24 protein-coding genes are annotated in these 25,205 nt (G+C 61.1%); 12 read left to right on the forward strand and 12 right to left on the reverse strand.

Annotated features, from left to right (window positions below):
• Window positions 1–11: 11 nt before the first annotated feature.
• Window positions 12–1,349: an aminotransferase class III-fold pyridoxal phosphate-dependent enzyme gene (locus VFG26_RS14035; RefSeq protein WP_414653306.1), complete on the reverse strand. Its 1,338-nt coding sequence runs from the start codon at window positions 1,347–1,349 to the stop codon at window positions 12–14.
• Window positions 1,350–1,606: 257 nt separating this feature from the next.
• Between VFG26_RS14035 and VFG26_RS14040 the strand changes: the two genes are divergently transcribed.
• The 8 genes from VFG26_RS14040 to fabG all read left to right on the forward strand — a co-directional run bounded on the left by VFG26_RS14040 (window position 1,607) and on the right by fabG (window position 10,119).
• Window positions 1,607–3,889 carry a propanediol/glycerol family dehydratase large subunit gene (locus VFG26_RS14040; protein WP_325026356.1) on the forward strand — a complete coding sequence of 761 codons (2,283 nt, stop codon included), beginning with the start codon at window positions 1,607–1,609 and terminating at the stop codon, window positions 3,887–3,889.
• A complete protein-coding gene (locus VFG26_RS14045) occupies window positions 3,886–4,314 on the forward strand; it encodes a diol dehydratase small subunit (RefSeq protein ID WP_325026358.1) in 429 nt (142 codons plus the stop codon). Before VFG26_RS14040 ends, VFG26_RS14045 begins: the two co-directional genes overlap by 4 nt.
• Window positions 4,315–4,324: 10 nt before the next feature.
• A complete protein-coding gene (locus VFG26_RS14050) occupies window positions 4,325–5,020 on the forward strand; it encodes an isochorismatase family cysteine hydrolase (protein WP_325026360.1) in 696 nt (231 codons plus the stop codon).
• Window positions 5,021–5,248: 228 nt separating this feature from the next.
• Entirely contained in the window at window positions 5,249–6,400 is a 1,152-nt protein-coding gene (locus VFG26_RS14055) for a PotD/PotF family extracellular solute-binding protein (RefSeq protein WP_325026362.1), read from the forward strand.
• Window positions 6,401–6,533: 133 nt separating this feature from the next.
• The gene (locus VFG26_RS14060; protein ID WP_325026364.1) at window positions 6,534–7,607 is read left to right on the forward strand and encodes an ABC transporter ATP-binding protein; all 1,074 of its coding nucleotides are present in this window, start codon (window positions 6,534–6,536) and stop codon (window positions 7,605–7,607) included.
• Window positions 7,604–8,464: an ABC transporter permease gene (locus VFG26_RS14065; protein WP_325026366.1), complete on the forward strand. Its 861-nt coding sequence runs from the start codon at window positions 7,604–7,606 to the stop codon at window positions 8,462–8,464. Before VFG26_RS14060 ends, VFG26_RS14065 begins: the two co-directional genes overlap by 4 nt.
• A 4-nt stretch (window positions 8,465–8,468) precedes the next feature.
• Window positions 8,469–9,278, forward strand: a complete 810-nt coding sequence (locus VFG26_RS14070; RefSeq protein ID WP_325026368.1) for an ABC transporter permease — start codon at window positions 8,469–8,471, stop codon at window positions 9,276–9,278.
• 61 nt (window positions 9,279–9,339) lie between these two features.
• Complete coding sequence (gene fabG, locus VFG26_RS14075) at window positions 9,340–10,119, forward strand: 3-oxoacyl-ACP reductase FabG (protein WP_325026370.1); 780 nt, start codon at window positions 9,340–9,342, stop codon at window positions 10,117–10,119.
• 28 nt (window positions 10,120–10,147) lie between these two features.
• On the opposite strand, the gene qhpR is transcribed toward fabG, so the two are convergent.
• The 7 genes from qhpR to VFG26_RS14110 form a co-directional block, all read right to left on the reverse strand.
• Window positions 10,148–11,230: an AraC-like transcriptional regulator QhpR gene (gene qhpR / locus VFG26_RS14080; protein WP_325026371.1), complete on the reverse strand. Its 1,083-nt coding sequence runs from the start codon at window positions 11,228–11,230 to the stop codon at window positions 10,148–10,150.
• Between the two features lie 129 nt (window positions 11,231–11,359).
• Entirely contained in the window at window positions 11,360–12,424 is a 1,065-nt protein-coding gene (locus VFG26_RS14085) for a phosphotransferase enzyme family protein (RefSeq protein ID WP_325026373.1), read from the reverse strand.
• Between the two features lie 158 nt (window positions 12,425–12,582).
• Window positions 12,583–14,010, reverse strand: a complete 1,428-nt coding sequence (locus tag VFG26_RS14090) for a gamma-aminobutyraldehyde dehydrogenase (protein WP_325026374.1) — start codon at window positions 14,008–14,010, stop codon at window positions 12,583–12,585.
• 26 nt (window positions 14,011–14,036) lie between these two features.
• Window positions 14,037–14,855: an ABC transporter permease gene (locus VFG26_RS14095; RefSeq protein ID WP_325026376.1), complete on the reverse strand. Its 819-nt coding sequence runs from the start codon at window positions 14,853–14,855 to the stop codon at window positions 14,037–14,039.
• Complete coding sequence (locus VFG26_RS14100; protein ID WP_325026378.1) at window positions 14,845–15,783, reverse strand: ABC transporter permease; 939 nt, start codon at window positions 15,781–15,783, stop codon at window positions 14,845–14,847. The genes VFG26_RS14095 and VFG26_RS14100 overlap by 11 nt, the downstream gene beginning before the upstream one ends.
• A complete protein-coding gene (locus tag VFG26_RS14105; RefSeq protein ID WP_325026380.1) occupies window positions 15,780–16,790 on the reverse strand; it encodes an ABC transporter ATP-binding protein in 1,011 nt (336 codons plus the stop codon). Before VFG26_RS14105 ends, VFG26_RS14100 begins: the two co-directional genes overlap by 4 nt.
• Before the next feature lie 58 nt (window positions 16,791–16,848).
• Window positions 16,849–17,937 carry an ABC transporter substrate-binding protein gene (locus VFG26_RS14110; protein WP_325026497.1) on the reverse strand — a complete coding sequence of 363 codons (1,089 nt, stop codon included), beginning with the start codon at window positions 17,935–17,937 and terminating at the stop codon, window positions 16,849–16,851.
• A 387-nt stretch (window positions 17,938–18,324) separates the two neighbouring features.
• Here VFG26_RS14110 and VFG26_RS14115 point away from each other — a divergent pair, with 387 nt between their 5' ends.
• Window positions 18,325–18,717 carry a winged helix-turn-helix domain-containing protein gene (locus VFG26_RS14115; RefSeq protein ID WP_325026382.1) on the forward strand — a complete coding sequence of 131 codons (393 nt, stop codon included), beginning with the start codon at window positions 18,325–18,327 and terminating at the stop codon, window positions 18,715–18,717.
• Between the two features lie 9 nt (window positions 18,718–18,726).
• Here VFG26_RS14115 and modC read toward each other — a convergent pair whose 3' ends face one another.
• The 4 genes from modC to VFG26_RS14135 all read right to left on the reverse strand — a co-directional run bounded on the left by modC (window position 18,727) and on the right by VFG26_RS14135 (window position 22,453).
• Window positions 18,727–19,413: a molybdenum ABC transporter ATP-binding protein gene (gene modC, locus VFG26_RS14120; RefSeq protein WP_325026384.1), complete on the reverse strand. Its 687-nt coding sequence runs from the start codon at window positions 19,411–19,413 to the stop codon at window positions 18,727–18,729.
• Window positions 19,410–20,108, reverse strand: a complete 699-nt coding sequence (gene modB / locus VFG26_RS14125; protein ID WP_325026386.1) for a molybdate ABC transporter permease subunit — start codon at window positions 20,106–20,108, stop codon at window positions 19,410–19,412. The genes modC and modB overlap by 4 nt, the downstream gene beginning before the upstream one ends.
• Window positions 20,109–20,136: 28 nt before the next feature.
• The gene (gene modA / locus VFG26_RS14130) at window positions 20,137–20,952 is read right to left on the reverse strand and encodes a molybdate ABC transporter substrate-binding protein (protein ID WP_325026389.1); all 816 of its coding nucleotides are present in this window, start codon (window positions 20,950–20,952) and stop codon (window positions 20,137–20,139) included.
• Window positions 20,953–21,064: 112 nt separating this feature from the next.
• The gene (locus tag VFG26_RS14135; protein WP_325026391.1) at window positions 21,065–22,453 is read right to left on the reverse strand and encodes a PLP-dependent aminotransferase family protein; all 1,389 of its coding nucleotides are present in this window, start codon (window positions 22,451–22,453) and stop codon (window positions 21,065–21,067) included.
• Window positions 22,454–22,692: 239 nt separating this feature from the next.
• On the opposite strand from VFG26_RS14135, the gene VFG26_RS14140 reads away from it, so the two are divergent.
• The 3 genes from VFG26_RS14140 (at window position 22,693) to VFG26_RS14150 (ending at window position 25,170) form a co-directional block, all read left to right on the forward strand.
• Window positions 22,693–23,088 (forward strand): DUF983 domain-containing protein, encoded by a 396-nt coding sequence (locus VFG26_RS14140; protein ID WP_325026499.1) that lies wholly within the window; start codon window positions 22,693–22,695, stop codon window positions 23,086–23,088.
• A 17-nt stretch (window positions 23,089–23,105) separates the two neighbouring features.
• On the forward strand, window positions 23,106–23,741 hold the full coding sequence (locus VFG26_RS14145; RefSeq protein ID WP_325026392.1) for a pyroglutamyl-peptidase I: 636 nt from the start codon (window positions 23,106–23,108) through the stop codon (window positions 23,739–23,741).
• Between the two features lie 67 nt (window positions 23,742–23,808).
• Window positions 23,809–25,170 (forward strand): TIGR03808 family TAT-translocated repetitive protein, encoded by a 1,362-nt coding sequence (locus VFG26_RS14150; RefSeq protein ID WP_325026394.1) that lies wholly within the window; start codon window positions 23,809–23,811, stop codon window positions 25,168–25,170.
• Window positions 25,171–25,205: the final 35 nt, after the last annotated feature.

The raw sequence follows: 25,205 nt of genomic DNA on the forward strand, positions 1-25,205 counted from the left end.
GTACCTCTGGCTCAGGACGCCTCGGCCAGCGCGCCTTTGAACGCTGCGATGAAGATATCGGCGTGCTCGCGCGTGAAGCACAGCGGCGGGCGGATTTTCAAGACGTTGCCATGGCCGCCTGCCGTCCCGATGAGGACGTTCCGCGCGCGCATGCCGTTGACGATCTTTTCGGCTGCCGCGCGGTCGGGCTCGCCTGAAGCTTTATCGGTCACGACCTCGACACCGATATAGAGGCCGGCGCCGCGCACGTCGCCGATGCGATCACCGTCAGCGCCTGCAATCCGCAGCTCGGATCTCAGATAAGCGCCGGTCTCAAAGCTATTCTCTTGCAGCCCTTCGTCTTTGATCACGTCCAGGACGGCGAGGCCAGCCGCGGCCGCGACGGGGTTGCCTCCGAACGTGTTGAAGTAACCCGATTTCGAGCCGAAGGCCTCGAGCATAGCGGGTTTCACGGCCACGCCGCCCATCGGGAAGCCGTTGCCCATAGGTTTTCCCATCACCACGATGTCGGGCACAAGTCCGTGGCGCTGATAGCCCCACATCTTCTCGCCCGTGCGGGCGAAGCCCGGCTGCACTTCATCGGCGATGTAGACACCGCCCGCCTCGCGTACCGCCTCGACTGCTTCTGCCAGGAAGCCTGGCTCGCCTGGAAAGACGCCGTCGCTCGAGAAGATGCTGTCGGCCATGAAGCCTGCAAGGCGAATGCCTGCCTTCTCCATGGCGGCGATAGCCTTGCGGACATCGCTGGCGAATTTGCTGCCGATGGCTTCGCTGCCGTAGCGATAGGTATCTGGAGCGGGGACGATGAACACATACGGGGGCCGCGGCTCGGCGCTGGCGGAGGACGGCGAAATCTCCGTCATCGAAGTTGTATTGCCGTGATAGGCATTGTCGGTGACGATGAAGCCGGTACCGCCCGAAACCGCGCGGGCTATACGCAGCGCGAGATCGCCGCTTTCGCTGCCCGTGCAGGTGAAGACGATATTCGAGACGGGATCCGGCATCGTGCCGAGCAGGCGCTCGGCGTACGTGTAGATGTTGTCGTAGAGATATCGCGTGTGCGTGTTGAGCGTGCCCAGCTGGCGCGAGATGGCTTCGACGACGCGCGGGTGGCAATGCCCGACCGAGGGCACGTTGTTATAGGCATCGAGATAGCGGGTGCCATCGGCGTCGAAGAGCCAGACGCCCTCGCCCCGGACGAGATTGAGCGGGCGCTCATAGAACAGCATCGAGGTCGGCCCGAATGTCTGCTGCCGGCGCTTGACGAGGCTCGTCACCTCAGGCGCGAGCTTATCGGCCGCGTTCATGTCGAAAGCGTTGAGATCAAGAATTTTTCGCGTGGCTTCCATAACGCCCCTCGGGCAAGCTCCTTGGCAAGTGCGCTGCTCTCGGCACCGCTTTTCTGCTTAATATAGGTCAGGCGACCGGCAGCGGCTTGACCCTTCGCGGCCGGGTCTGTTCAGTTTAACGCGCAAGGGGTGCGGCCGGTCTCGGCTCAGGCCTTGAACACGTCAACTTCGGGGCGGCTCTGGTCAAACGCCCGGGCGCCGGTCACGCTATCGTCATTCTGATTGCAACCGCATCGCCACTGTCTGAGATCACGACCATGACGGAAGACTCGCACGCACGGCCAAATCGGTGGAAGCGGTTTTCCGATTGGGACGACCGCCCGCTCCGGCTCGACAAGTTTGCGGCGGAAGATGCCGCGAACGGTTTTTCGGCGTTCAAAAGCCCGTTCGACCCAAAACCCGGATTTTCGCTTGGGCCGGGCGGCGTTCAATCGATGGATGGCATCGGCGTAGACGACTTCGACATGATCGACGTCTTCATTGCGCGCTATCATCTCGATCCCGAGATCGCGCCGGAAGCAATGGCGATGCCGTCGTTGGAAGTCGCGCGCATGCTCGTCGACATGAACGTCCCGCGCACGACGTTGGTGCGCTTGGCGCGCGGCATGACGCCGGCGAAGCTGGCGGAAGTCGTCGCTCACCTCTCCTCGCTCGAGATTGCGTTCGCCTATAGCAAGATGCGGGCCCGGCAGACGCCCGGCAACCAGGCGCACGTGACGAACGCCAAGGACGATCCGCTACAGATGGCGGCGGATGCCGCAACCGCCGTCGCGTTCGGGTTCGACGAAGTCGAGACGACCATGCGCGTTGCGCGCAACTCTTGGTCAAACGCCGTCGCTTGCGCGGTGGGTGCTGCCGTCGGACGCTGGGGTGCGCTCTTTCAGTGCTCCAGCGAGGAAGCGGAAGAACTCAAGATCGGCATGGCCGGGTTCACCTCCTATGCCGAGACGGTGTCGGTCTATGGCACCGAGAAGAGCTTCATCGACGGCGACGACACGCCGTGGTCGAAGGCGTTTCTGGCGGCGGCTTACGCTTCGCGCGGCATCAAGATGCGGTGCACGTCGGGCGCGGGTTCAGAGTTGCTGATGGGCTTTCACGACCGCAAGTCTTTGCTGTATCTCGAAGCGCGGTGCTTATGCCTGCAGCGTGCGATGGGGGTGCAGGGTACGCAGAATGGCGGCATCGACGGCGCGCCCGTCACCTGCACTGTTCCGGGCGGCATGCGCGAATTGATGGCGGAGAACCTGATCGCGGTCTGGCTCGATCTCGAATGCGCATCGGGCAACGACGCACGGGCGACGGAATCGGAAATCCGCGTCGGCGCGAAGATCCTGCCGTATCTCATCGCCGGATCCGATCTCATCTGTTCCGGTTTTGGCTCGATCCTGAAATACGACAACTCGTTCAATGCCTCGCTGCTCAACGGCGAGGAATTGGAGGACTACCTCGTTCTGCAACGCGACTTCGAGGCCGACGGCGGGCTGACGCCGGTCGGCGAGACGCGCGTGATGGAATTGAGAGCCCGCGCCGTGGACGCCATCAGTGCCGTTCTGGAGGAGCTGGGGCTCGCGAATCCTACCCAGGACATGAAGCAGAGTGTCATAGCGGCGTCGGGATCGGATGAGACGCGGACCTTCTCCGGCCGCGACGTGGCGCTCATCAGCGAAGCCATCTACGAGCGTTCGATTACCGTCATCGATGTCATCAAGGCTCTCGCCGCGCGCGGGTTCACCGAGGAAGCCGAAAACCTGTTGAAGGTCGTGCGGCTTCGCGTTTCCGGCGACTACCTGCAGACGTCGGCGGTCGTCCGTGACGGCCGCATCGTCAGCGCCGTCAACCAACCCAATGATTATCAGGGGCCGGGCACGGGCTACCGTGTCAGCGACGAACGGCGCGAGGAAATTGTGGCCATTCGCGATGTGCTGACGCGTGAGGAGGTCTTGAGAGTCGAGTCGGCTTTGCGCCCGGCGGAAGTCGCGCGCATCGCTTACCGGCCGGTAGGTCCCGCTTCGGCAACCCGCAACGCGCGCGAGGTGGTGATCGGCATCAGCCCGGCCTTCGGCGTGAAGCTGTTCCAGACCGTCGCCGGTCATCCGCTCTCGGCCATTCTGCGAGTGCTTATTGCGGGCATCACGGAAGGCGGATGCACGGCGCGGGTGGTTCGCATGCGCCATACGGCGGACACGTCATTCCTGGGGCTTAGCGCGGCGCGGTTGGCGGGGTCGGGCATCGGGATCGGCATCCAGGCGAAGGGCACCGCCGTCATTCATCAGAAAGACCGGCTGCCGCACAACAATCTCGAGCTCTTTTCGAATTCGCCAATCACCAAGCTCGAACACTACAAACGCATGGGGATGAATGCGGCCGCGTACGCGCTCGGCCAAATGCCCGAACCCGTCATCGTGCCGACGCGGGGCGAAGCGATGGGCTCGCGTTATCACGCCCGCGTTTCTCTCATCTATGCGATCGAGACGGAAATGACGTCGGAAGGCGCGGAACCCGAAGAGATCGACGTGAGCTTCATCGGAGCGGCCGCATGACCGAGAAGCCTCTGACAGTTGCCGACTATCCGCTTGCCGAGAACCGGCCCGACGTCGTCGAGACGAAGGCCGGCAAAAAGCTCGACGACATCACGCTCGGCGGCCTGCTTGCGGACCGCGTGACGCTGGAAGACCTCCGCATCACGGACCGGGCGCTTCGGCAGCAGGCGGAAATTGCACGGGCGGCGGGGCGGCCAACGCTTGCTGCCAACTTCGAACGGGGCGCCGAACTCGTGGACGTTCCGCAAGACGTCATTATGCGGGTCTACGAGCTGCTGCGTCCCGGCCGGGCGAGCTCTAAAGACGAACTGCTCGCGGCGGCGCAAGAGCTTCGTGAAACCTACGGCGCGGGAGGTGTCGCCGCCTTCATTGAGGAGGCTGCGGACGTTTACGAGCGCAGATCTCTCTACAAAAGACGTTTCTGAAAGGACGGGCATGAACTGGAAGACGGCCTACAGGTCAATCTATTACGATGGCGCGCCGGAGCCCGAGGATCCGGATCTCACAAAGGCAACCACAGCCCTCCTGATAATCGACGTTCAAAACACCTACCTCGAGCGGCCCGACCGGGGGTCTCTGTCGGCCGAGGATCAGCGCCGGTACGACGCCTGGACGCCGTTTCACGACCGCATGCACAATATCGTGCTGCCGCGGACGCAGGAACTGCTGCAGACGTTCCGGAAGAACGGTGTCGAATGCCTGTTTGCCCGGATCGCCTGCCATACCAAGGACGGGCGCGAGCGGTCGCTGTCGCAAAAAATGCCGGGCTGGAACAACCTGCTGCTGCCCAAGGACGAGCTGCCGTCGCAGATCGTGCCGGAGCTGGCGCCCGTGGGCGATGAGATCGTTGTCACCAAGACAACCGACAGCGCGCTGACGGGCACCAATCTGCGGCTGATCCTGACCAACCTCGGCATCAAAACCGTCGTGTGCTGCGGGATTTTCACGGACCAGTGCGTGTCGTCCACCGTCCGCAGCCTGGCAGACGAGAGCTTCTCGGTCGTAGTGGTTGAGGATTGCTGCGCGGCCGGCTCCGACGAGCTCCACCACAAAGAACTCGAAATCATGAACATGATCTACTGCCACGTCATGTCGAGTTCGGAGCTCAAAGCACTGATGAAGCTGGCTTAACGGGGCTTTCGCAGCTCGCAGGGTCAAGTTTACATGGGGGGAAGTCAAATCAACTTGGCAGCCACGCGCCTACAGTGATGTGTCCTAGGGGGAACTGACTATGACGTGATCGACTGTTGAAGCGCTCCTTCCCACTCGTGCTCGTCCCTTGGCGAGCTTCCTTCGATCGCATTCGTCCGGCCGCTTCCGGCCAGCAACATCATCTTTCGACGACCAGGAGTGACAGGCATGTTTGACAGCAAGCTCACGCGCCGCAACTTTATGAAAACGTCTGCGTCTGTTGCGGCCACGTTGGCCGCCAGTCAGATGGGTCCTTTCTCCCGGCCCGCTCACGCGGCCCGCGACAAGGAACTCAATATCCTCTGCTGGGAAGGTTACAACTCGGCGCAGGTCCTCGATCCCTTCCGCTCCGACAAGGGCGCAACGGTCAAGGCTGAAAGCCTGACGAACGATCCGACGATGATCAACCGTCTGCGCGCGGGTGAGATCAAGGTTTGGGACCTCATCAACGTCAATAATCCTTGGGCACGCAAAGTCATGATGCCCGAGAAGCTGATCAAGCCGCTCGATCGCGCGAAGTTCGAGCCATACTTCGAGAAGATGCTGCCGCAGTTCAAGCCTCCCTACAAATGGGCAATGGACGACTCCGGCGAGCAGCTGCTCGGAATGGCGCAGCGCTTCGGGCCGTATTCCTTCGTCGTCAATACGGACAAGATCAGCCGCGCAACGGCCGAGGATCAGGGCTGGGATCTCTTCAACGATCCCAAAATGGCCGGCCGCTTCGGCATTTTGGAGTCGGACGACTGGAACGTGTTCGGCATTTGCGCCATCGCCGGTTTCGATCCCTACAAGGAGCACTCGGCCGAGGAAGTCGCCAAGTTCGAAGAAACCGCCCGCCGCATCATGAAGAACAAGAAGGTCGTCGGCGACATCGCGACCATGAACCAAGCGCTCGTTTCCGGCGAAATCGATTTCCACCTCACGGGCGGCTCTTACTCGGTATCTCCGGCGCGTGCCGACGGCCACCTGAACCTGCGCGGCATTACGCCGAAGAAGGGACCGCTGAAGGACGGCAAGGGCGGTATCGCCTGGATCGAAATCACCTCTGTTGTGAACAATCCCGAGGGCTCACCGCTCGCCGAGCAGTTCCTGGAATACGTCCAAGATCCCGTCGTCGCCCACACCGTGGCGTTCGCCGAGGGCACGTTCAACCCGGTCGCCCAGATGGGCAACCCCGAATGCTTCAAGCTCTTCTCGAAGGATCAGCTCGAAGCCATTCAGTGGGACAGCCTCGAAGAGGAAATGGCGGGCTCGGTCGAGTACGATATCGTTCCCGATTACGACAAGCTGCTCGACATCTGGAACGCTGCGAAAAAGTAGACTTGTCGAGGCTAATGCGCTGCGCCGTCCTTGCAGGGCACGGCATGGAACACAACGCATGGGCCTTCCGCCGTCGACAAGCGGAAGGCCCAAAGCATTTCACATCCGCTTCCAATAAAGTTGGACCACCACGTTGAACGGTATCTCAAAGCCCATCCTCCAACTGAAGAACGTCCGCAAATCTTTCGGCAACTTCAATGCCGTCGATGACATCAATCTCACCATTGGCGAAGGTGAGTTCTTCACGATCGTCGGCCCATCGGGCAGCGGCAAGACGACGATGATCCGCATGCTTGCGGGCATGGATAAGCCGACGTCGGGCGACATCCTGCTCCGCGACAAGCGGATCAACGACACGCCGGCCAATCAGCGGCCGACGTGCATGGTGTTTCAGTCGCTTGCTCTGTTCCCGCACCGGACGGTCGGGCAGAACATCGAGTTCGCACTCAAGATCCGCAACGTCGCTCCCGCGGCTCGTGAGAAGCGTGCGCGCGAACTGATGCAGCAGCTGCATCTTCCCGCCGACTACTACGGCAAGAACGTCACCCTGTGTTCGGGCGGCGAGCGCCAGCGTGTGGCGCTTGCGAGGGCGCTCGCGTTCGATCCGCAAATCCTGTTCTTCGACGAGCCGCTTTCGGCCATCGACTACAAGCTGCGCAAGACGCTTGAGAAAGAGCTGAAGGACATTCACCGCGAGACCGGCAAAACGTTTGTTTACATCACGCACAGCCTCGAAGAGGCGATGGTGATGAGCGACCGGATCGGCGTCATGCGGCGCGGCAAGCTCATCCAGGTCGGATCGCCCAACGAGATCTACTCGGCGCCGCGCTCGCGTTTCGTCTCCGAGTTCATGGGCGACGTCAACGTCATTCCGGTCGAGAGCAACGGCGCGGGCTCGGTCCGTTCGCAGGCGCTCGGCGCGGCGTTCAAGGTTCCGGCCACGTCCATTGAAGCCAAGGCGCAGTGCCTTGTCGTTCGTCCGGAGTTCCTGCGCTTTCTCGATGCTCCGGGCGACGCCCCGAACAGCCTCAAGGGCGTACTTTACAACGAGTATGCGCTCGGTTCGCGCATCCAGTATCAGGTCCGGATCGGAGAAAAGGTGTTCCTCGTCGAAAAGCTGCGGCAGCAGCCGTTCAAGGGTAAGCTTGACGATGAAGTCATCATTGGATGGGACCCGGAAAACTCCATTATGGTGGCCGACGAATGAGCGCGCTCAACTCGTTCTTCGCCCAGCCAGGGCGCCGTGCAGCCATGCCGATCCTGGTATTGCTGCTACTCGGATTCGTTGCCCCGCTCATTGCCGTCGTCGGCTTCAGCTTCATGCCGCCCCGAACGTTCGGGCTTTTCCATGAACCCTCGCTCGAAAACTACGAGAAGATCTTCAGCGACAATACCTACGTCTCACTGCTGTGGTCGCTCGGGCTTGCTTCGGCGACCGTCGTACTGCTCGCACTCATCTGTTATCCGGTGGCTTACGGCCTCGTCCGCGTGTTCGGCCGCTGGTCTACGGTCCTGACGCTACTCTTCACCATTCCACTCGTCGTCTCGGAGAACATTCGCCTTTACGGTTGGGTGCTGTTCTTCATCAAAGGCGGCGTGCTGCCCGGCACGTTGAAGACGCTATTCGGCGCGGAGATGGGTGATTTCCTCTTTACGCCAGCCGCCGTTCTGTTCGGCATGGTGTATGTCTATCTGCCGTTCATGCTCTTTCCGATGACGCTCGGCATTGCGATGGTTCCGAACCAGATGCGCGAAGCGGCGACGGATCTCGGCGCCTCGCGCTGGCAGGTCTTCCGTGAAGTCGAGCTACCGCTCTCCACGCCCGGTCTGATGATCGGATCGCTGTTGACCTTCGTGCTTGCCATCGGCGCCATTGCCGAGGCGAAGGTTCTGGGCGGCCAGCGCATCATCCCCATCACGCACGACATCGAGATTGCTTTCACCTACGCACAGAACTGGCCTTTGGGTGCTGCCCTCGCGGTGCTGTTGATGCTGGTCGTCAGCGTGCTCGTCCTCGCCGTGCTGAGGCGGTTCGATCTCGATCAAATTCTTGGAAAGCGCTAGCCCCATGTCCGACAGCAAATATAGCGTTCGTCACATCCTGATTGGCGTCTGGACGGCGGCGGTGCTGATCTTCGTGTTCCTTCCCAGCGCGACGATCCTGCTCGCTTCTATGACGTCCAGCCGCTACTTCACTTTCCCGATCACGAAGTTCGGCTTCGACTGGTGGTCGAAGACCGTCAACTCGTTCGAAGTGAAGCAGCTGGCGATCACGTCTTTGACGATCGCAGCGACGGTCACAGTTATTGCAGTAGTGCTTGGCTTCTTTGGAGCACTGGCATTTGCCCGCTACGACTGGCGTGGCCGCAAGCTCTATCAGAAGTTCATTCTGCTTCCGATCTTCTTTCCGCAATCGGTTCTAGGCCTCGCGCTGCTCCTCTGGTTCAACGCCCTGGGCTTTAATCTCTCGTGGAAGACGGCTGTTCTCGCGCATCTCGTCTGGATTGCGCCGGTCGTCACTCTGGTGATGGCGATCCAGGTTTATTCGTTCGACCCGTCGCTTGAAGAAGCGGCCAACGATCTTGGCGCCACGCGCTGGCAGACGTTCCGCGAGGTGACGCTGCCCGTCCTGATGCCGGGCGTTTTCTCCGGCAGCCTGTTCGCCTTCCTGCTTTCGTGGGGCAACTTCCCGCTGTCGTTGTTCACGGCAGGGTCGGACAATACGCTGCCCAAGTATCTCTATGCGAAGATGGTCGCCGGCTATACGCCGGGTGTGCCCGTGCTCGGTACGATCTCCACGGCAGCGGCCGCAGTCGTGCTGTTCGGAGGCTACGCGGCCATGCTGATCCTCACGCGAAACCGCAAGGCTGGTATCTAAGGCGCTCGCAGCGGCTGAACTTCAACAAGACCAACAACACGTCTCTGAGGAGATCTCTCTCATGCTTACGTCACTCTCAGGCCGGTCCGTTATCGTCACAGGCGGAAGCAAGGGCATCGGCAAAGGCATCGCCCGCGTCTTCGCGCAGAGCGGCGCGAACGTCGTGGTCGTGTCGCGCCACATCGCGGAAGCGGAAGCGACTGCAGAAGAGTTCCGCGCCAAGGGCGGCACCGCGATGGGTTTTGCCGCTGACATCACGAGCATGGGCGACCTGCAGATGCTCGCCGAGGCGACGGAGAAGGCTTACGGCGGCATCGATATCCTTTGCGCCAACGCCGGTATCTTCCCGCAGACCAAGATCGAGGAACTGTCGCCGGAGGACTGGGACTTCGTTTCCGACACCAACCTCAAAGGAACGTTTCTATCGGTAAAGGCCTGCCTGCCTTACCTCAAGAAATCGGACCAGGGCCGCATCGTCATCACGTCGTCCATCACGGGTCCGGTGACGGGCTTTCCCGGCTGGTCGCATTATGCTGCCACGAAAGCCGGCCAGCTAGGCTTCATGCGTACGGCGTGCATCGAGCTCGCGAAGTATGGCATCACGGTCAACGCGGTCCTGCCTGGCAATATCGCTACGGAGGGGCTGGCCGATCTCGGGCCCGAGTATGCGCAGTCGATGGCCAATTCTATCCCGCTCAAGAAGCTCGGAACGGTGGAAGACATCGGCTATGCCGCGCTCTTCCTCGCTTCAAAGGAAGCGGCCTACATCACCGGTCAGACGATCATCGTCGACGGCGGTCAGATTTTGCCGGAGAGCATGGATGCGCTGGCGCAAGCCTAACGCATCGATTTGAGTCCAGGGCTGCCGTTCAGATTTGAGTGCGCAGCACCTGGGCGCGCAAGGCACGGGGCGAGAGCCCCGTCCAGCGGCGAACCGCGCGGCTGAAAGCCGAAAGCTCCGAATAGCCGACGAGGAAGGCGATTTCAGAAAACGAGAGCTGGCGCTGGCGAACATACGAGAGCGCCAGATCGCGCCGCGTGTTCTCAACGAGCGTGCTGTAGCTCAGCCCGTCGTAATGAAGTTCGCGCTGAATGGCCGAAAGCGGCAAGCGCAGTTCGGCGGCAATGCACTCGATTTGAGGGAAGCCTTCCGGAAGCTTCGAACGAACCGCGCTGCGAATGCGATCGGTAATGCTGGTGCGGACGTCGCGGCGTTCGGACAGCCGCTCGAGGCAGAGCTTCATCGCACACATGAGCCGCGGGTCTGCTGCGGGCATCACCTGTTTCAGGATTTGCGGCTTGAAGACGATTGCGTTCGTCGGCTGTGAAAAGAAAGCGGGTGCCGCGAACGCGCGTTCGTGCTCGCGCCAGCCTTCGGGCTTTGGATGCTCGAAGTGCACTTCCTCGGGCGCCCAGCTCTGGCCCATCGCTTCGCGAATAACATTGAGGAACATGCCGAGCGACAGCTCCGCATCCTGGCGGCGCTCGACGATCTGCGGCGCGTCAATGCGATATTCAAGCCTCACCAAGCCTTCGGGAGAGGTCTTCAGCGCCATTGACGAGGACTGCTGGTGGAGCGGGAAAAGTTCGACAAGGGTTTCAAGAGCGACAGCGAGAGAGGGCGCGGAGACCGTGGCGTAGCCCCAAAGACCGAGATCACGGGGATCGAATGCGTTGCCAAACCACAGGCCGAAATTGTCGTTGCGCGTAAGCCTCGCGCTTTCCTCGAACAGGCGGCAGTAGGAGTTGAGACTTAGTTGAAGTGTCGGCGATCCCGCCATCTCGGGCGAGATGCCCGCGCTTCCGAAAATTCGATCGACGTCGCCACGCTGACGCTCGATAAACTTGACCAACCCGGTCGCGGCCGAAGCCAGGACGGACGGATCAGCCCCCTTGGTGGCGGGGTTTCCGGAGGCGCCATTCCCTGCGAAGTCGATAATGCCCAGTCCCATAGTTTCCTGGTGAGCAGGTGCCAATATCCTGGAGAAAAAGGCTACCAGAAGCGGCTCATGGGTCAACTATCATCCGGGGTGAATTATTCAGCAATCAGCGCTGCAGACTGCATATTTGCGGTGCAGCATTCAGCCGAAAAGACGACCCAAGATGCCCTTTTTAGGTTGCGTCGAGGGCGCTTTTCCGACGGCGGCGCCGTAGCTCGAGAGATACTTCTCGCAGAGCGGGATTGAGCTTGCGGTGTAGGCGACGCCCATGGACTTGGCGAGTTCAGTCTCAGAATGCGAACCGATCCAGGCGACCAGCAGGAGCCTGCGCAGCATGACGAACGTTGCGATCTCGTGTTCTTCCTCCTCGCTCAGCGTGCCGATCCGGCGATAGCCACGCACCCAAGCTTTCAGAAGCTCCGGCACCTCGGGCTCATGCTCGAAGAAAGACACGGTCGTAGCGCAATCGTAAAGCAACCACGAGAAGCCGCAGTCGTCGAAGTCGATGACTTTGACAGTCGAACCATCCATCAAGAGGTTCGCTAAGCGCATATCGCCGTGCACGAGATTGAAGCGGTCGGGCGACTGGCCGAAGTTCTCGAGCCGCTTCTCGATAAGCGCGACGGTTTCGGTGAATGCGGCGAGCGCCTCGGGCGTCATGCCCATGCCGTTCTTCCACTCGCCCCAATGCGGACGGCTCCCCAGGCTCGTCTCGAAGTTCCAGGAGAAGCGTTCAAACCACGGCGGGCGCTGCCACTTGCGAACATGCGCATGCATGCGCGCTGCCGTCTCGCCTAGCAATTCGAAGCCCGCAACATCGGTTTGTCCGGGTTCGGCGCCCTCCTCCCACTGAAACAGAACGACGTTCCGCGGATTGGGCAGCCCTTCGGCTGAGATTGTTTGAATGAATTCGCCGTCCTGTCCTCGCACCGCAGTCGGTGTCGCCACGCCCGCCTTATCGCGGAGGGACGAGAGCCAGGAGAGTTCAGAAGCGATGCCCGTTCGCGTGTGGTAATTCTCGCGATGGACGCGCAGTGCCCACTTTTGTCCCGAGCCGCCTTCGACGCGATAGGTTGCGTTTTCCGAGACGTTGATCAGTTTGACGGTGCAGTCAGCGGGAAGGCCATAGCGCCGCGTCGCGCGCTCGGCCAGAAGCTGCAGCCGTTGCAGCAGCTCTTCGTGTGTCAGCTCATCAGTGCCCGTCATCCCGGCCTTGGCTCCCAAGCGGTGCATTGAGAAGCGGCGTTATCGGCCGCTTCTCGCTTTTTGGAAACACTAAGGGCGACGGGAAAAGTGAACTTGACCTCGGCGCGGCGTCAGTTGACAGCGCCGCGCGGCCTTTTTAGCTGTTCACGCGAACGCGATTACAGTTTCACCATCACGTGGCGCGGCACGGTGTAATCCTCAAGTGCGTACATTGAGAGGTCCTTGCCGTAGCCCGACATCTTCATGCCGCCGTGCGGCATCTCGCTGACCAGCACGAAGTGGGTGTTGACCCAGGTGCAGCCGTACTGCAGCTGCGAGGCAACCTTCATGCCCTTGGCGATGTCGTTCGTCCAAACGGACGAGGCCAAGCCGTAGTCGCTGTCGTTCGCCCAGGCGATCGCTTCATCGGCATCGTCGAAGGGCGTGACCGAGACGACGGGGCCAAAGACTTCCTTGCGCACGATCTCGTCGTTCTGGGTGGCGCCAGCGACGACCGTCGGCTCGAAGAAGTAGCCCTTGCCGCTTGCGGGCTTTCCGCCGGCAGCCATGACGATGTGGTTCTGCAGGCTTGCGCGCTCGACGAACGACTTCACACGCTCCTTGTGCGCCGACGAGATGAGCGGCCCCAAATCGTTCTCATCGTCGTTAGGCTGGTTGTACTTCAGCGTTTTCACGGCGCTCGAGAGATCGGCGACGAGATTGTCGTAGACCTTCTTGCCCGCATAGATGCGGCAGGCAGCCGTGCAGTCCTGGCCCGCGTTGTAGTAGCCAAAGACCTTCACGCCTTCGACGACAGCCGCGATATCGGCGTCGTCGAACACGATGACGGGGGCCTTGCCGCCGAGTTCCAGATGCGTGCGCTTGATGGTGGGCGCTGCGGCTTGCAGCACTTTCTGACCGGTGCCGATGCTGCCGGTGAGCGAGACCATCGCGACCTTCGGATGATTGATCAGCGCATTGCCTGTCGTCGCGCCTTTGCCGACCACGATGTTGACCACGCCTTCGGGGAAGATGTCGGCGATGATCTTGCCAAGCTTCAAGAGCGTCAGCGGCGTCTGTTCGGAGGGCTTCAGCACGATGGTGTTGCCGCCGGCGAGTGCGGGTGCGAGCTTCCAGGCCGCCATCATCAGCGGATAGTTCCACGGCGCGATCGATCCGATGACGCCGACCGGATCGCGGCGGATCATCGAGGTATGGCCGGCGGCGTATTCTCCGGCGACGGGGCCGTGCATGGTGCGCACCGCTCCGGCGAAGAAGCGGAAGCAATCGACGATCGAGGGCATCTCATCCTGCAGGACGCGGATGCGCGGCTTGCCGGTGTTGAGCGCTTCAAGCGCCGCGAAGCTTTCGGCGTCGCGCTCGATCGCGTCGGCGAGCTTCAGGAGGAGAGCCGAACGTTCGCCCGGCGTCGTCTGCGACCAGGTCTTGAACGCCTTTTCGGCTGCATTGACAGCGGCGTCGACCTGCGCGGGGGAAGCATCCGGCAGGCTGGTGATGATGTCTTCTGTCTTCGGATTGATGACGGGTTCCGGCGTATCGGTTCCGGCCACGAAGTCCGAGCCGATCAGCATATTCGTGTCGAGCATCTTGTCCTCCACTAGTCCCAAGTCCGTTACTTAGAAGAACCGCCGGTGTGTTCGCCGTCGCGCGTGAGATAGTAGGCTGCAAGGATCGGCAACAGCGTTACGACGAATACGAAGACGGCGACGACGTTCGTTACCGGCCGCTGCCGCGGTCTGATCAATTCGCCAAGCATCCAGATCGGCAGCGTCGTCTGCTGGCCCGCGGTAAATGTCGTGACGATCACCTCGTCGAACGACAGCGCGAAGGCCAGCATGCCCCCGGCCAAAAGGGCCGTGCCGATTTGCGGAAGAATGATGTGCCGGAATGTCTGGAAGGCGTTGGCGCCGAGATCCATCGAGGCCTCGACGAGACTGCCGTGCAGCCGGCGAAAGCGCGCGACCGCGTTGTTATAGACGACGACGATGCAGAACGTCGCGTGGCCCAGGATGATTGTCCAGACCGAGAACGGCACGCTCATGATGTCAAAGGCCGACCGCAAAGCGATACCGGTGATGATGCCCGGCAGCGCAATCGGAAGGATGAAAAGAAGCGAGATCGTTTCGCGGCCGAAGAAGCGCGTGCGCGAGAGTGCGGCCGCAGCCAGCGTTCCGAATATCAGCGCGAGCAGCGTCGCAATGGCCGCGACCTGCAGGGACAGATAGAGCGGCCCCCAGATATCCGGCCGCGACGTCCAGGCGACTTCGAACCATTTGGTCGTGAGGCCAGGCGGCGGAAAAGCGAAGCTCTTTTCCTCAGTCGTGAAGGCGTAGAGGAAGATCAGTGCCAGCGGCAGATGCAGGAACAGCAAACCCGCGATCGCCGCGATCCGGAGTCCGAGCGGCGCTGAGCGGTTGGCGTTAGAGGACATCGAAGGCCCCCATGCGCTTTGCCATCCAGAGATAGACGGCCATGATGAGCATCGGCACGACGGTGAAGGCCGCTGCGAGCGGGATGTTGCCGGCAGTACCCTGGAGCGTGTAGACGGCCTGCCCGATCATGAGGCGCGAATTGCCGACGATCTGCGGGATGATGTAATCGCCGAGCGTCAGCGAAAACGTGAAGATCGATCCGGCGACGATGCCGGGTAGCGCCAGCGGAAAGATTACCGTCCGGAACGTTTGGCGCGGATCAGCACCGAGATCGGCTGAGGCCTCAATGAAGTTGACGGGCACGCGTTCGAGCGCCGCCTGGGTCGGCAGGATCATATAGGGCAGCCAGACATACACGAAGACGAGGAACGTGCCGATATAGCTGAACGACAGCGACGGACCGCCGATGACCGGCAGCGCCAGAACGCCGTCGAGTAGCCAACTCAAGTGCAGGAAGTTGGCGAACCAGGTGATGATCCCCTCCTTGGCGAGGATCAGCTTCCAGGCGTAGACCTTGACGAGGTAGCTCGACCAGAGCGGCATCATCACCGCGAGGTAGAAGAGCGCTTTCTTCCACCCGCGCGCGTATCTCGCCGCGTAGTAGGCGATCGGGAAGGCGATGATCGCGCTCGCAACGGTCACGAGCACCGCCATGAGGACAGTGCGCAGGATGATTTGCGCGTTCGATGCTTCGAGCAGCTGCTCGTAGGTCGCGAGCGTGAACTCGTGGACGACGACGCCCGAAAAATCGTCGAGAGAATAGAAACTCTGCAGCAGCAGCGCGAATAGCGAGCCGATGTAGACGACGCCGATCCAAATCAGCGGGGGCGTCAGCAGAAGAAACGTGAGGAGCTGTGGACGCGCGAAGAAGACGTCCGAGAGCGCGCCTGCGATCCCACTGCGTCTCTCTGCAACGGCGGCGGTCACGCGGTTTCTCCCATCGCCACCATCGCGGACTTCGGCCAGATCAGGGAGACGCTGTCGCCCTTGCGCAATGTCGTCTCCGCCGGCGTTGAGGCTATGAGAGCCAGCTGATCGGTGGCGACCGTGATGCGCGTCACCGCGCCTTGATAGCTGATGGCCGTCACCGTGCCCGCCGCATGTGCGCAGGCCGCCGGAACAAGAGCGTTCTTGGCTGCGATCTGGATCTTTTCCGGACGCAGGCTCGTCCACATCGGCTGGCCACCGTGGCTTGCTGCGAACTCCGGCGGCAGCACGTTGGAGGAACCGACGAAATCAGCGACGAAGCGCGATTTCGGACGTTCGTACACGTCGGACGGCGTGCCGACCTGGACGATCTTGCCTTCGTTGAAGATGGCGACGCGGTTTGCCATCGACAGCGCTTCGCCCTGGTCATGCGTGACGAAAACGAACGTGATGCCGAGCTTCGTCTGCAGCGTCTTCAATTCTTCCTGCATCTGCTCGCGCAGCTTCAGGTCAAGGGCGCCGAGCGGCTCATCGAGCAGGAGGACTTTGGGTCCATTGACCAAGGCTCGGGCGAGCGCCACGCGCTGGCGCTGACCGCCCGAGAGTTGCGCGGTGCGGCGGCCCTCGTAGCCCGCGAGCTTGACCATCGCGAGCGCGTCTTTTGCTTTCGCTTCGCGCTCGGATTTTCCGACGCCCTTGATCATCAGGCCGTAGGCGACGTTCTCGCCAACGGTCATGTGCGGGAACAGCGCGTAGTCCTGGAACACGGTGTTGACGTTGCGCCGGTAGGGCGGCACGCCATCGGCGCGTTCACCGAATATTTCGATGTGGCCATCATCGGGCTGCTCGAAGCCCGCGATGAGGCGGAGGCACGTCGTCTTGCCGGAGCCGGAGGGCCCAAGAAGCGCGAAGAACTCTCCGGGCTCGATGTCGAGAGATACGCCGTCGACGGCGCGAACGGCGCCGAAGCGTCGCGAAACGTTCTGGAAGCGGACTGCAGGTGACATGAAACTCATCGGCTCACTGCGGCCGGCCAATTGAGGCCGACCGCAGCTGGTGTCAATGTTACTTACCGAGAATAGCGATATAATCCTTCGCCCATTGCGAATAGGGGACGCAAGAGCTTTCCTTCTCGCACTTTGCCGTCGGCGTGCGCCAGAACCAGATCTTTTCGAAGTTTTCAAATCCGTTCGTCGCGCAGCCCGTGTCCGTCAAGAGCTCGTTGCCCTTGCAGGCCGCCGGCACCGTCGGCACCGAACCGAACCACGATGCCAGATCGCCCTGGAGCTTCGGATTGAGCGAGTGTTCCATCCACTTGTAGGCGCAGTTCGGATGCTTGGCGTTGACGTGCATCATCGTCGTATCGGCCCAGCCGGTTGCACCCTCTTCCGGGATGGTCGATGCGATCGGCTTTTTGTCCGCCTGCAGCAGGTTGACCTGATATGGCCATGAGGACGACGCGACGACCCCTTCGTTCTTGAAGTCGTCGACCTGCACGGTGGCATCATGCCAATAACGGCCGATGAGGCCACGCTGCTCCTGCAGCAGTGCAATGACGGCATCGTACTGCTCCTTGTTCAGCTCGTAGGGGTTCTTGATGCCGAGTTCGGGCTTCTTCTTGCTCAGGTAGAGCGCGGCATCGGCAATGTAGATTGGGCCGTCGTAGGCCTGCACGCGGCCCTTGTTGCTCTTGCCATCGGGAAGGCTCTGCTCCTCGAAGACGACCGACCAGCTCTTGGGCGGCTCCTTGAAGACATTCGTATTGTAGGCAAGCACATTGGGGCCCCACTGATAGGGCACCCCGTAATGGACGCCATCGACCGTGTGCCAGGGGGCTTCCTGCAGCCGAGGATCGATCGTCTTCCAGCTCGGGATGAGGTCGATGTTAATCGGCTGAACCTTCTTGCCAGCCACGAGCCGTAAGGAGGCATCGCCTGAAGCCGTGACCAGATCGAAACCGCCCTGGTTCATCAGCGTCACCATTTCGTCAGACGTCGCCGCCGTCTTGACGTTGACCTTGCAGCCCGTTTCCTTTTCGAAGCTCGTCACCCAGTCGTAGTTCTTGTCGGACTCGCCCCTCTCGATGTAGCCGGGCCAGGCTACAATATCGACTTGGCCTTCTCCCTCTCCGACTGATTTCGCCGGATCACCCATCACGGCAAAACTGCCGATCAAAAGGAACGCTCCGGATGTAAGAAGTATCTTCCAACTGGGCATCATGTGCGTACTCCTCCGCTTGCCACGCCTCAACCAGGGCTCGGAGGGTTCACTCCGCGCGCCCCCGCCGCCGCGCATACCGCGTTGATGTTAGTTCACGAATTGCACTCGCGCCAGGGACGCCTTACCAGCAAGGGGCGATTGCTTAGAGTTTCGGCAACGCAGTGTGGAGCCGCCAGAATTTCAGTCCGCTCAGATCGTAAAAGGCTTCCGGTCGCGGCCCCGATTGATTTTGGCGGAGGATTCTATTGAACCCGTCGTTCAGAATGCTGCCGATTGCGGCGCAACGAACCGGCGGGCCGGTTGAAACGCGGAGTGGAACGAATGGCCGTCATAAAGATCCGCATCGACTTCGATGACGAAAGATACATCGGCCATGGCCGCATCCAGCTTCTCGAGCTCATCGGTCAGCATGGGTCGATTGCGAAAGCGGCGAAGGCCATGGGCATGTCCTACAAGCGCGCCTGGTACTTGATGGACGAGTTCGGCGCTCTCTTCGCCGATCCCATCATCGAACGACAGCACGGTGGTCGTGGCGGCGGCGCGGCCAAGCTTACGCCGTTCGGCGCGGAACTCGTGCGGCAGTATCGCGAAATGGAAGCGAAGGCGCTTGTCGCATTTGCAAAGCCTTTGGCGTCGATCGAGAAGCATCTCGTTCAAAACGCCAAAGGCCATCGCAAGCCCGCGAAGAAATCGCCGCCGGCTGCGCGCGCATAGCGTCCTCGCTCACGGACCGAGCACCTCGGCAGCGCTGCCGGTGTCAACAACACGGCCAGCGTTCAGCCTTATGACGCGCGAGGCGAGCCTTCGCACTTCATCGACGCGATGCGTGACGTAGACGATTGGCACCGCAAACTCATCGCGGATGCGCTCGATCAACCCCATGATCTCTGCACGCCGCGCGTCGTCGAGCGCGGAGAGCGGTTCATCCATCAGCAGAATGCGAGGCGATGACAACAATGCTCGCGCCAAGGCCACTCGATGCCTTTCTCCGCCCGAGAGCGTCGCCGGACGGCGCTTCAGCAATGCTCCGATACCCAAAGTTTCGACCACTGCTTCGAGTGGCAGGCCTCGCTTTTCAGCTGGGTTGAACCACTGCGCAAACTTGATGTTCTGCTGCACCGTTAAATGCGGAAAGAGCTGCGCGTCCTGGAAGACGAAGCCGATGCGCCGCTTATGCGGGGGAACGAAAATGCGAGCCTCAGTGTCTGTCAGCACATTGCCGGCCACGGTAATACGGCCGCTATCGGGCTTTCGAACACCGGCAATCATGTTGAGGATCGTCGACTTCCCTGACCCCGAGGGTCCGAACAATGCCGTAATCGCACGATCGCTTTCGAAGGCAACGTCGAGCGTGAAATCCGGCCACTTCTGCAATGCCTGGACGCTCAACAGTGGTTTTGCTTCCTTCATTCGAACACGGCGATGCGCTTTTGGATACGGCGGTTCAACACTTCCGAGACGATGAGCGCCACCATTGCGATGGCAATCGACACCATCGATAGCCTGAGTGCTTGCGACTCGCCGCCCGGAACCTGCGTATAGGTATAGATCGCGGATGGAATTGTCTGCGTTTCGCCGGGAATATTCGAGACGAACGTGATCGTCGCGCCGAACTCGCCCAGCGCCTTTGCGAAACACAGGATGACGCCGACGAGGACGCCCGGCAGCGCCAACGGCAGGGTGACAAGAAGAAACGTCCAGTACGGATTTGCGCCGAGCGTGCCTGCGGCCTTCTCCAGTCTGCGGTCGATAGCCTCAAACGAGAGGCGGATGGCTCTCAGCATGAGCGGAAATCCCATGACGCCGCACGCCAGCGCAGCACCCGTCCATCTGAAGGAGAATGTGATGCCGAAGAGGTCATAAATCGCCTTGCCAACTGCGCCTTGCTTTCCGAACGTCAGAAGAAGGAAGTACCCGGTCACGACCGGCGGCAGAACGAGGGGCAAATGCAAAAGGCCGTCGAGGATGATCTTGCCGGGGAAGCGCCAGCGCGCGAGGGCATAGGCAGCAACAAGCGCAACCGGCAAGCCGGCTAGCGTGCCAACGGTTGCGACCCTGAGGCTGAGTTCTATCGCCATCCATTCGTCGGGTGAAAATCCGAACACCTATACGTCTCCCGCCGTGCGTTGCCGCTTAGCCCGTTTGCTTGATGATGGTGAAGCCCTGCTTTGTGAAGAACGATTGGGCCTCCGGTGATTTCAGGTACGCGATGAAAGCTTTTGCGGCTTCGGCATTCCGGCTCGCCCTGACAACGGCAACCGGATAGATGATCGGTGGGTGCGTGTCTTCAGGGAAGACGTCCACGGTCTTGACCTTGGGTTCAGCCGCTGCATCGGTCTCGTACACAATGCCGAATGGCGCCTCGCCTCGGGCAACGAGCGCGAGAGCCATACGTACATTGTCGGCCTGCGCGACTTTCGGCTCCACGGCTGTCCACACGCCAAGCTTATTCAAGGCTGCCGAGCCATACTTACCGGCGGGCACCGATTTCACGTTCGCCATCGCCAAGTGATTACCGCCCAAAGCTTCGGCGAGCGGAAAGCCCTTGCCGATCTTGAGCGATACTGCGCTCGCTTGCGGCGCGATCAGAACGAGGCGATTGCCAAAGAGGTCCAAACGCTGGCTGCCGTCGATGAGCTTGGCTTTGCCGAGGTAATCCATCCAATCGAGATCGGCTGATAGGAAAATGTCTGCCGGTGCGCCCTGCTCGATCTGTTTGGCCAGCGCAGACGATCCGGCATAGGAGATGACGACCTTATTGCCCGTGCTCTTCTCATAGGCCGCAGCAGCGTCGTCCAACGCGTTCTTAAGACTGGCCGCTGCGAAGACGGTAATCGTCGACGGATCGGCTTTGCTCGCTTGAGTTCCTATCAAAAGCGCAATGGCCAGCATCATGCCGGCCAGTGCCAGCTTGAGCAACGGACGCGTAAACCCAAGCGCTGCCTGCATTAGGGATATTTCCTTTTGCCGAGACCGATATAGCCGGGAGGATATCTAGCTTCCCGGCGTTTGCAACCTGCGTTTCAGCAGCGCCAAGGATCAGCCCGCAACTTGAGGTGGTTCAAACGATGGCTCTGGCGGCGCCGGAGGGTTGCGAAAGAAGGCTCGCCAGCTGCTTCAAGGCTTGCAGCAGCGCGTCGCGATCGGAGGCTACGCCGAGGGATAGCCTCAGCGCTTCGGGCTCCGTTCCACTGGTGGCGAAGACAGATGCAGGCACGACCGAGATCCCCGAGCGGCCCGCGTGCTGCACGAAATCGTTCGCGCGCCAATGCGCGGGCATGGGCATCCAGATGTGCGAGCCACACTTATCCGCCGCGATCGGAGCATCGCCGAACACGGTCTTCGCGATCTTTTGGCGCGCGATATTCTCATCTCGGATCGCATCGGTGATGTCGTCCAAGATGCCAGTCACGATCCAGCGCGATGCCAATGCCGCGTTAATGGGAGGCACCATGAGATTCACGGCCCTGATCACGGCTGCAAGCCGCGTTGCTTGAGCCGAGCTGGGCGCCACCACGTATGCGATGCGCAATGCCGGCGTTGCGCACTTCGACAGGGTTGCAATGTGCCACGTGATTTCCGGGGCCAGCGCGGCGAGCGGAGGAAGCGGATTGGTTTGCAGCGGCGAATAGGGGTCATCTTCGACGATCGTCACGTTGTACTTTCGCGCAATCGCAACGATCGCGTGCCGCCGCTCGGCCGGCAGCGTCGCCGTTGTCGGGTTGTCGATTGCGGGAATGACGTAGAGAAGCTTCGGCGCCTCGGCCGCGCAGCAGGCTTCGAAGGCGTCTGGAACGATGCCTTCGGCGTCCATCTCGAGCGCCTGTACCTCCAAGCCCTGTTGCTGGGCCACGGCCTTCAAACCGGGATAGGTGACGAACCCTGCTGCGATGGAATCCCCGGGCGATGCAAGGCATTCGCAGATCGCAAAAAGCGCGTTCTGCGCGCCGTTCGTCAGGACGATGGAAGCCGGCTGTAAGCCAGATAGTCTCCGCTCCAGCCACACTACGGCAGTGGCTCGATCGGTCTCGCTGCCCGTGCTCTCCTGGTAATGGAGGTTCTGCATGCCGTTCTCCTCCGCGAGGAGCGTGGCAATCGTCTCCGGAATGAGGCGTTTCAGGTTGGCCGCAGTTGGCTGGGGTGGAATGTTCATGCTGAGGTCGACAGCCGGCTGAGCCGGCCCGCCCAGAATGCGGCTATCGTCCACCCGCCGGCGAATGAAGGTGCCGCGGCCCGCGTTCGCCTCGACGAGACCGCGCCGCCTCGCCTCGTTGAAGGCGCGCGTTACCGTCGTCAGATCAACGCCGAGAATTTCCGCGATCATGCGTTGGGGCGGCATCCGGTCTCCAGGCTTTATTCGCCCAGCCCGCAAGTCCGCCTCGATGGCCTCGACGATGCCGCGGTATTTGAGCTGTTCGCCCTCCGCCAACCAGGGTTCCCAAGAAGACATAGGTCCAGGCCTTCTCCCTACGACAGCCATACATTACATAAATGTACGGGCTTTTATGTAATGGTGCCTCAACGCACTAACTGAAAGCGTCCTCTATATATTATGATAAGCCGCTGAAAACGCGATATAATTTCTATGCTTTGAGTTTCAGCGCGGAGCGCATACATTAGCTTTGTCTGCAGCGTTTGTTGCCATACAATACTTGGATGTAGCAACACTTAACTTTGAAAGGAAGCGCCGTGTGCGGCGAACATCAACACGAATGGCCTAAGTTGTCTCCCCTTAGCACGGGGATAAGAGGGCTTTGCCCCCGCTGCGGCAAGGGCAAGATTTTTGACGGTTTTCTCACGCTCAAAAAGGCGTGCCCCGCTTGCGGTCTCAACCTTGCTTTTGCGGATCCTGCCGACGGGCCCGCCTTTTTTGTGATTTGTTTTGGGTGCATTCCGAGCGTCGCCTTCGCGTGCTGGTTCGAGGTCGTTTACGGGCCCGCATTCTGGATGCACTTGGTAACCAGTCTGCCGCTCGTCCTGATCACCTGCATTCCCCCGCTCAGACCGCTTAAGGGATGGCTCGTGAACAGCCAGTATTTTCATAAGGCCGAAGAGGGTCGGCTGGTCGTCGAACAAAAGGTCTAAAGGCGAATACCGCGACAGTGACTACGGGGTCCAAAGAACGTCCGACAGTGCTGCTGACCGGCTTTGGCCCGTTTCCCAACGTGCCGGTGAACGCCTCCGCTTATCTCGCGCGCCGGATCGCGCGCGAGGCGAGTAGTGTCTTCCCTCAAGTCCGCTTTGTGGCTGAGGTGCTGCCGACCGAGTGGGAAAAGGCGCCGTCGCTTGTGGCGGAACTCCACGAACAGCACCGGCCCGCGCTCGCCTTACACTTCGGCGTCGCCGCCGGGAGCCGGATCATTCGACTCGAATCGCGGGCGGTCAATTTCTGCCGGAATGCCGCCGACGCCGCTGGGGCGCTACCGCTTCGCGGAAATTTGTCAGTCGATGGCCCGGCGGTCCGTGCGTCCTCGATTTCTATCCCCGAGATTGCGGCTGCACTGGAAGCAAAAGGCTTCTCTTGCTCTGTATCCGATGATGCCGGCGGATATCTCTGCAACGCCGTCCTCTACCAATCTTTGGCGCTCGCTGAGGCACATGGCGGCAAAGCCGGCTTCGTGCACATTCCAAGGGAATTGTCGGAAGAGCAGTTCGAGGAAGCTGCGGCTGCAGCGCTTGAGGTCATCAAAATCGCCATCGAAACGGCACCCGGCGAAACAACGTTAACCGTGGCTTAACGACTCTCGACGCTCGCTCATTGTGCGTACTTTTCGCGCTAGAGAGCCGAGGCACGGGGAGCCATCCATGACCATTGATCGCCGCTTGGTGTTGGGCGCTGGCCTTACCTTCAGCGCGGCGGCCACGGCTGCGCAAGCTGCTGAAAAAGCCGCGAAGGCAGCGGGCGAGACGTCGCCCAAGAATCTCGCGGCGCGCCTCGTTCCCAACATCACCCTCGATCAGACCGCCTTCCTGCAGGCGGCGATCGATGCGGCCGCCCGCGAGGATATGCCGGTCATCCTGCCACCGGGCACGTTTCTCATCGGCGGCTTGAAGCTTCGCGCAGGCACGCGGCTCATCGGCAATGCACGCACAAGCATCCTCGCGTTCAATGGCGGCGATACGTTCGTCACCGCAGAGGATGCGCACGGCCTCGTGGTCGACGGCGTCGTTTTCGATTGCAGCTATAAGCCATTCGATCAGACACGCGCCGATGGCGCTCTTGCGATCTCCCGCTCGAACGACATCCGCCTTATCGACCTCGACGTCCGCAACAGCGCCGGCAACGGGGTTTCTTTATTTTCGTGCAGCGGGCAGGTCAGCGGCGTGACGATCACTGGCGCGCTCGATGCCGGGCTGAAGAGCCTCGATGCGACGGGCCTGGACATCAAAGGCAACACGATCTCCGATTGCGGGAATAACGGCATTCTCGTCTGGCGCTCGACCGCCGGCGAGGATGGCTCCGTCGTCTCCGGCAACCGCATCTTCAGGATCCGCAACGCGTCGGGCGGTACGGGCGAATACGGCAACGGCGTCAACGTCTTTCGCGCAGGGAGCGTGCTTGTCACCGGCAACCGCATTGCCGACTGCGCCTATACGGCCATTCGCGGGAACGCGGCCTCCAACATTCAGATCATCGCCAACAGCTGCGAGCGCCTGGGCGAAGTCGGGCTTTATGCGGAGTTCGGATTTCAGGGCGCCGTCATCGCCAACAACATCGTCGATACGGCAGCGGCCGGGATCTCGGTCACAAACTTCAACGAGGGCGGCCGCCTTGCCGTCGTCCAGGGCAACCTCATTCGCAACCTCTTCCGGCGCGAGCAGGAGCCCGAGGACAAGCGCGGCGAAGGCATCGGCGTGGAAGCGGACGCGGTCGTCTCAGGCAACACTATCGAGAACGCGCCGACGGTTGGCATTCAGATCGGCTGGGGTGCCTTCATGCGCGATGTCGCGGCGACCGGAAACGTCATTCGCAACGCGGGCGTCGGGATCTCCGTCACGGGCGCGTCCGATGCCGGGAAGTGCCTCATCGCCAACAACCTGATTTCGAATGCCAAGGACGGCGCAATCCGCGAGATGGATTTCGGTCGGATGACAGGCCCTGACCTCATCGAGAGCCAGGGGGGCACCAGCAGCCGGGTGCAGCTTGCCGGAAATATCGCCGTTTGACGGGGCGCACGCCGAAGCCGCGGCCGATCTTCATA

The sequence above is a fragment of the Hyphomicrobium sp. genome (assembly GCF_035687085.1).
Lineage (GTDB): Bacteria > Pseudomonadota > Alphaproteobacteria > Rhizobiales > Hyphomicrobiaceae > Hyphomicrobium_B.